Below are 7,327 nucleotides of genomic sequence, written 5' to 3'. Positions count from 1 at the left end.
TTGCTACCTTTGAAGAATAAATAACCAGTGAGCCCCGCAGGTAGCAGGTAGCCACTATGAATTATGCGTTGTAAGAAATATTTTGAGTTAATCAGCGATCCACCGAACCCATAATCACATCAATAGAACCAAGGATTGCCATGATATCAGCAACTTTTACGCCTTTTAATAGATGAGGCAAGATTTGTAGGTTATTAAAATCCGCAGCCCTGATCTTCCAGCGCCAAGGAGTTACATCATTATTACCGATGATAAATACACCGAGTTCGCCTTTACCTGATTCCACCCTGCTATAAAGTTGCCCTTCAGGGATCTTAAATGTGGGTGCTACTTTTTTAGCAACTATTTGATAATCAAATCCATAAAATTCACTAGTTTTTCCTTCTGCTTTTCTTAGTGCTTCCAAATTTTCAGTAGGGCCACCTGGGATTTGCTTACAAGCTTGTTTCAAGATTTTTAGTGATTCGCGCATTTCTTGAATTCGCACCCGATAACGGGCATAACAACAACCCTCCTGGGCCGTAACCACCTGCCAATCAAATTCGTGATAACACTCATATTTATCAACACGTCGCAAATCCCATTCCACCCCTGATGCCCTCAACATCGGCCCCGAAAGGCTCCAATTGATCGCCTGCTCGCGACTAATAACTCCCAACCCTTCAATGCGGCGCTTAAAAATTGGATTATTAGTAATTAATTTTTCATACTCATCAATTTTCGGGCCAAACCAATCGCAGAAATCCTCACATTTTTCAAGCCAACCATGGGGTAAATCTGCTGCTACTCCACCGATGCGGAAATAATTGTTATTTACCATCCGTTGGCCGGTAGCTGCCTCCCAAAGGTCGTAGATCATCTCCCGCTCACGGAAGATATAGAAAAATGGCGTTTGAGCTCCCACATCGGCAAGGAAGGGGCCTAGCCAAAGCAAATGGTTGGCAATGCGATTTAACTCAAGCATCAGCACCCGGATATAACTTGCCCGCCTTGGCACCTTCACATCAGCAAGGCGCTCTGGTGCATTTACTGTGATCGCTTCGTTAAACATCCCCGCCGCATAATCCCAACGACTCACATAAGGCACAAACATCACATTTGTGCGGCTTTCGGCGATTTTTTCCATGCCGCGATGCAGATAGCCGATAACCGGCTCGCAATCCACTACATCTTCCCCATCAAGGGTTACCACCAACCGCAACACCCCGTGCATAGATGGGTGATGGGGCCCAAAATTGAGCACCATCGGCTCGGTGCGCGTTTCCAGCTGCGTCATCTACCAAAGCCCTGGCTTTCTTGTGATCCTAGGAAGGAGTGGGCACATCCACCGGTTTTTATTTGCTTAATTCACCCTGAACAGCCCCACCTCCACTCACAATCCACTGCTGCAACCCGGCTTTGAACACGAACCGGTGTTACCAAGCCAAGTGCTGGAAGCTTTCGCCTGCTTACCAAACGAAGGAATTCTGCTCGATTGCACTTTGGGGGGCGCTGGCCATAGCGCCCTATTGCTTCAAGCTCACCCTGGCTGGCAACTGATCGGCCTTGATCAAGACCCCAATGCCCGTGTGGCTGCTGCAGAAAAACTAAGCCCCTATCGAGAACGGGTGCAAATTATTGCCACAAATTTCGCCTGCTACCAGCCAGCCAGCCCAGTGGTGGCAGTGCTTGCTGATCTTGGCGTTAGCAGCCATCAACTAAATCAAGCGGAGCGTGGTTTCAGCTTTCGTAGTGATGGCCCCCTTGATATGCGTATGAACCCCGAGGGGGCAAGGGAAACCGCTGCAGCCTTGATCGATCGCCTCACGGAAACAGAACTGGCCGATTTGTTATTTCACAACGGAGAAGAAAGATTGGCTCGCCGAATTGCCCGCAAATTAGTAGCGGAAAAGCCCTGGGATGATGGCAAACGCGGCACTGCCGCCCTTGCTTATGCCATTGCCGGTTGCTATCCCCCCAAGCAACGCCATGGCCGCATCCATGCCGCCACCCGAAGTTTTCAAGCCTTGCGCATTGCCGTAAACGATGAATTGGGGGCATTGGAAACACTGCTAGATCAAGCGCCCCATTGGTTGCAAAGCGGCGCTCGCTTTGCCGTAATCAGCTTCCATTCATTGGAGGATCGGTTGGTGAAAAACAGCTTTAAAAGCAACCCCTCCTTACAAGTAATCACCAGGAAACCGCTGATAGCTGATGCCGCAGAAGAGGCCAGTAACGCTCGAGCCCGTTCTGCCAAGTTGCGCGTAAGCGAAAAGTTATGAACCTACAAATCACCTGGTGGATTGCCTTAATAATCCAGCTGGTTGCCCTACCAGGGGTGGTGTTACCAGTGTTGCCCGGCTTGCTGCTTCTACCAATTGGCACAGGGATTTGGTGCTGGGCGGTGGGCTGGCAGCAGGGCTGGCCCCCTTTTGCTGTGGCCTTATTGCTGCTGTTGCTCGGCTGGGGCGCTGATGCCCTTGGGATGCTGCTGGGGGCCGCGCGGCTTAAGGCCAGCCGTTGGGCTTACCTAGGCGCTGGCATTGGCCTACTGGTGGGAATTTTTGGTTTATTGCCCGCTCTGCCAATCGGGGGACCGCTGCTCGGGGCGTTAGTTGGACCCTTGCTGGGGGCAAGCCTGGGGCAACTTATCTCCACCCCCAGCCAGCTGTTGCTTGGTTTGCAGGTGGGGTTAGCTGTGGTGCTTGGGATGCTTGTGAGCCGCATCGCTCAGGCCCTGCTCACCTTGGCGGGAATCGTGAGCTTTGTTTTGCTTAGCGGAGGTTTGCCAGCACCTGGCTGAACCACTCCAAAGTTGCGCTGATCTGCGTTTCTGTAGTGGATCGCCCCAAACCAAACCGCACGGAAGCTGCTGCCTCTAAGCGGCTGCGGCCCAGGGCCAGCAGCACATGGGATGGTTCTCCAGTTGCACTGCTGCAAGCAGAGCCGCCACTTACAGCTAAACGCTTTTTCAAATTGCTATGGAGCCTGGTGCCATTCACCCCAGCCACCGTGATATTTAGGTTGTGGGCTAAGCGCGGCTGGAGGGCACCATTGAGTTGCATTCCCCCCAGTTGCTGCAAGCCACGCCAAAGTTGATCCCGCAGCAGCCCCAGCCGTTGTTCACGCTCGCTTGCATCAAAAAGCGCAAACTGCAATGCCGCTGCCAAACCCACCACTAAAGGGGTGCTCAAACTGCCGCTGCGGCGTCCCCCCTCTTGGCCACCGCCATGGAGTTGGGCTGCTAGCTCAATTCCATCAGCCACCACTAAGGCGCCACAACCTTTCGGGCCATAAAACTTATGGCCGCTGCAGCTGAGTAGATCAATCCCTAGTTGCAAAGGTTTGAGCTGCTGATGCCCCACCAGCTGTGCTGCATCGCAATGGAAAGCTGCCCCATGGCTGCGGCAAAGCGCTCCGATCGCTGCAAGGGGCTGCAGCACACCGATTTCATTGTTTGCCGCCATCACACTCACCAGCACGGTGTCTGGTTGCAAGGCAGCTTCCAGGCGAGCTGGATCCAGTAAGCCATCGGCTTCCACCGGCAGCACCGTGAGGCAAAAGCCCATCTTTTCGAGGTAGCGGCAGGGATCTAAGACGGCTCGATGTTCAGTGGCAACCGTGATCAAATGGCGACCCCTTGCCATCCTTGCCTCGCATAAACCTTTGATCGCCAAGTTGTTTGCTTCTGTTGCTCCACTGGTAAAAACCATGGATTCCGGAGGCACCCCAAAGCTCGCCGCCATCACCTCCCTTGCCTGTTCCACCTGCCCTGCTGCTGCCAAACCAGGCAGGTGGGAGCGGCTGGAGGGATTTGCAAACTCCTCATTCCAATGGGGCGCCATTGCCGCCACCACCTTTGGATCACAGGGGGTACTGGCTTGATGATCGAGGTAGATCGGCGCAGCGGCCACTGAAACCCCCCAAAGGTGTTAGCTGGCACCATGCTGGCGGGGAATGTAGCGCAATGTTTATGGCCTCCCATACAAGCTTTGTGATGCTGGCGGCATTACTGCTTGCAAGCCCTAGCTGGGGGCAGGGCTTAGGCCTCGATATGCAAAAACCAGAAAACTATCGCCCAGCGGGAATGTTGATCCTGCAGGAACGCACAATTCCCTATGGCAAAGAGGTATCAGGGATTTATGCGATCCGTGATGCCAATGATTTTCCAAATGGCAAAAGGTTGAAGCTTTGGCAAGAGGCGGTAAACGACGTAAAAGTACGCAATGAAACCCTTCGCTGCGATACCAGCGCCCCAGCCCGCATAACAAGTAATGGCAGCCAGTTGGTGATGTTGGAATTGAATCCCGGCGGTTTTGTAGGTAGCCACAACCGTTTATCCCATTTGATTTGGTGGGCCGCCTGTTTTCCGGAACAGGCCGGTAAAGACCCAAATAATTTGCAAGCAGTTGCCCGCAAATTGGGCTTTAGTGGCAACTTGAACGAACGGGAACATCTCCTACCGGGAAATGCCCGCTGAAACCAAAATGCAAAATCCAAACCCCACCCCGAATCAAAGCGAACCAGTGGAAACACTGCTCAACGCTCAACCGCGGGTGCTTTTAGTAGACGATGAACCCGGCATTCGCAGCGCTGTGCAGGCTTATTTCGAAGACGAAGGTTTTTTGGTTAGTACTGCCTGTGATGGGGAAGAGGGCTGGGAGAAGGCTCAAGCAGAAATCCCAGATGTGGTGTTGAGCGATGTGATGATGCCGCGCATGGATGGCTACGGGCTGCTGAAACGCTTACGGGAAGACGAACGCCTCGGTGGCACTCCAGTGATATTTCTAACTGCAAAAGGGATGACCTCCGATCGCATCACTGGCTTTCGCGCTGGGGTAGACGACTACATCCCAAAACCATTTGATCCCGACGAATTAGTTGCCCGGGTGCGCAATGTGGTGCAACGCCAAGAAAGGCTTTTGCGGGAAGCCGCCCGCTATGCCGACACCGACATGGGTCAGATGGCAAAACAAATAACTGAAATCCGCTCAATGCTGCAAGGGGGCGGCAATAAAAAAGGAATCGCCCCAGCCGATCATGTTTTTACACCGAGGGAAGCGAGCGTGCTGCAACTGGTGGCAGAAGGTTTAATGAATAAAGAAATCGCTCGCCAATTGGAAACATCAATCCGCAATGTAGAGAAATATGTGAGCCGATTGTTTGCTAAAACCGGCACCTCAAGCCGCACCGAATTAGTGCGTTATGCCCTTGAAAATGCCCTGGTGAATTGAAGGCAGCATTTAATAAAGGCAATATCTATCGTGATCGCATAAACCTTGATGCAGAAGCGATCTGCTCTTGGTATGCCAAACGTTGGCCCCATAGTTCCATAAGCGATTGGCAACAGCGTTTAGATAGTGGTGAAATTCGTTGTAATGGTGCCTATTGGGAATGGCATCGTCCCCCCTGGCTGGAGGAAGCGGTGCCGGATGAATGGTCGATTATTTATAACAACAACGATTTACTAATAATTAATAAACCCAGCGGACTGCCGGTTTTACCAGCAGGTGGTTTTATGGAACATAGCCTGCTCAAGTTGCTGGAAAAGCAATATCAAGGTGATAAATATGGCCTGCCACGGCCGGTGCATCGGCTCGGACGTTTCACCTCAGGCCTGCTGGTGTGCGCCCGCAAAAGCTGCAGCCGCGCTTGGCTCAGCGCGCTGTTACGCGATCACGGGGGCCAACAAGGCTGCTGCAAGATTTATCGCGCCCTGCTGCAAATCCCTGCTTCAGGTTCAGCTTTGCTGGATTTACAACCCGAGACGGCCTTGGAACTAAACACCGCCATTGGCCAGAGGCCCCACCGCCGCCTTGGCAGCATCTGGGCTGCTGCAATTGAGCAAAAGGGCCCTGGGGTATTACAGGCTTCCAGCCAGCTGCAGCTATTGCAAAAGCAAGCTGATGCCTGGTTGGTGCAGTTCACAATTACAACCGGACGCCCCCATCAAATCCGCATTCATGCCGCCGCCGCCGGGGCACCACTACTGGGTGATCCCCTTTATCAGGTGGGGGGAACTGCCAGCGATGCTCTGCCAGGTGATGGCGGCTATCAGCTCCATGCCCATCGCCTGGTGTTACCCCTAGCTAATGGCGAGGAACTCAAACTTGAAGCGCCACTACCAAAGAAACTAGAATTGATTAATACTTAATCAATAAGCATTTCAATTAGCTTTTGCAAATCAATACCAATTTGACTGGATACATCCTTCAAGATCTGCCGCAATTAACAAAATCCTCTCAAGTGCACTATTAATTTAATTACAGGCTAACCCGTTCAAATTCAATCAATCTTGAAAAGTAAAAAGGCGCTTTATTAAGGCTGCGCCGCAGGGGTTTAAAGCCAGCTTCTGCCGCTGCTGCAACGATGCCGGTTTCTCGCAAAGTGTATGCCCGGGTGCTCTTACTTGGGCCAGGAAAAAGTGAACCAATGCTTTTTAACAAGGCCAGCAATGGAGTGTATGGAGCAAAACTCACAATTAAGCGTTGTTCAGCAAGGCCTGCCAAATGTTTAACCATCACCTCTGCCTGCGGTTGCGGGTAGTGGATAAAAACATCAAGGCAAACCACTGTGTTGTAGGTGCCGCTCAAGCTTTCCAAATCGGAGCAGCTGAATTGCACACGGGCGGCCTCGAGGCCGGCCTCGGCCGCCCGCCTGGAGGCTTCTTGCACCATCGCTTCTGAAATATCGCTAGCGGCAATATTTGCGGCCCCCAGCTGAGCTAAAGGCAAGCTGAGGCTGCCCACACCACAACCGGCATCACAAAAACTACGGCCACCTAGATCGCTATCTTCTTGCAACCAAGCCAGAACATTGTCGACGGTTTTTTGATGGCCGATGCGGATATTGCGTTGCACCCGGTTCACATCAGCGCTGTTGCTGTAGATGCGATTCCAGCGATCAAATCCAACCGTTTCGAAGTAGCCCTTTACCTCCGCTTTTTCTAGGTTGCTCATCTGCATAAATGCCATTGCCGGGGACCCTACCCGTTCCGCTGCCAGCCAAGCTTGTTATCAGCATCTAATTGCCATTTCAAGGTGTCAACCAAGGCCATTCCCATTAGCTGTTGCTCCACAGGGCGCAAATCACCTAGCTGACGCCTGGGTAACACCGTGGCGGCGCGAATTGCAGCATTTGGATTTCCACTCCAAGCCGCTAGCCGCTTCACCCCCACAAGCAAAGCAAGGGTGGTGCCAGCCAAATTGCCATCTCCAAGGCGGCAGGTGCCTGCCTTCACAGTGATCTGCCGTTCATCCCAGGGGTAAGCGCCGGGGCTTAAGCCATAGGGAGCTAGGGCATCACTCACAAGCAAAAGCTGTTCTGGCAGCAAGCGTTGCAAAAGCAC

Annotated in this window: 8 protein-coding genes and 1 pseudogene; 5 read left to right on the top strand and 4 right to left on the bottom strand. The window is 52.5% G+C overall.

The features are described 5' to 3' along the window. Positions 1–91: 91 nt before the first annotated feature. A complete protein-coding gene (locus tag KB557_RS07730; RefSeq protein WP_255132946.1) occupies positions 92–1,276 on the bottom strand; it encodes an NAD(P)H-quinone oxidoreductase subunit H in 1,185 nt (394 codons plus the stop codon). Positions 1,277–1,385: 109 nt separating this feature from the next. Between KB557_RS07730 and rsmH the strand changes: the two genes are divergently transcribed. Then, entirely contained in the window at positions 1,386–2,261 is an 876-nt protein-coding gene (gene rsmH, locus KB557_RS07725) for a 16S rRNA (cytosine(1402)-N(4))-methyltransferase RsmH (RefSeq protein ID WP_255132950.1), read from the top strand. Beyond that, entirely contained in the window at positions 2,258–2,782 is a 525-nt protein-coding gene (locus tag KB557_RS07720; RefSeq protein ID WP_255132944.1) for a DUF456 domain-containing protein, read from the top strand. Before rsmH ends, KB557_RS07720 begins: the two co-directional genes overlap by 4 nt. On the opposite strand, the gene KB557_RS07715 is transcribed toward KB557_RS07720, so the two are convergent. Then, positions 2,754–3,893 (bottom strand): cysteine desulfurase family protein, encoded by a 1,140-nt coding sequence (locus KB557_RS07715; RefSeq protein WP_255132942.1) that lies wholly within the window; start codon positions 3,891–3,893, stop codon positions 2,754–2,756. The two genes, KB557_RS07720 and KB557_RS07715, sit on opposite strands and share 29 nt — an antisense overlap. Positions 3,894–3,952: 59 nt before the next feature. Here KB557_RS07715 and KB557_RS07710 point away from each other — a divergent pair, with 59 nt between their 5' ends. Genes KB557_RS07710 through KB557_RS07700 form a run of 3 tightly spaced genes read left to right on the top strand, consistent with a single transcriptional unit; the run spans position 3,953 to position 6,133 of the window. Then, positions 3,953–4,459 (top strand): hypothetical protein, encoded by a 507-nt coding sequence (locus tag KB557_RS07710; protein ID WP_255132940.1) that lies wholly within the window; start codon positions 3,953–3,955, stop codon positions 4,457–4,459. Positions 4,460–4,466: 7 nt separating this feature from the next. Further along, on the top strand, positions 4,467–5,213 hold the full coding sequence (locus tag KB557_RS07705) for a response regulator transcription factor (protein ID WP_255132948.1): 747 nt from the start codon (positions 4,467–4,469) through the stop codon (positions 5,211–5,213). Continuing rightward, entirely contained in the window at positions 5,210–6,133 is a 924-nt protein-coding gene (locus KB557_RS07700; RefSeq protein ID WP_255132938.1) for a pseudouridine synthase, read from the top strand. Before KB557_RS07705 ends, KB557_RS07700 begins: the two co-directional genes overlap by 4 nt. 109 nt (positions 6,134–6,242) lie before the next feature. Here the strand turns inward: KB557_RS07700 and bchM are convergent, their stop codons facing one another. Next, positions 6,243–6,938 (bottom strand): magnesium protoporphyrin IX methyltransferase, encoded by a 696-nt coding sequence (gene bchM, locus KB557_RS07695; protein WP_255132936.1) that lies wholly within the window; start codon positions 6,936–6,938, stop codon positions 6,243–6,245. Positions 6,939–6,964: 26 nt separating this feature from the next. Beyond that, positions 6,965–7,327 (bottom strand): annotated as a pseudogene (locus KB557_RS07690) (N-acetylglucosamine-6-phosphate deacetylase); the annotation flags it as partial.

The organism is Synechococcus sp. Cruz CV12-2-Slac-r (genome assembly GCF_024346075.1).
GTDB lineage: Bacteria > Cyanobacteriota > Cyanobacteriia > PCC-6307 > Cyanobiaceae > Synechococcus_D.
The sequence above is the reverse complement of the archived record's forward strand: the minus strand, read 5'-3'. Positions and strand labels throughout refer to the sequence as shown.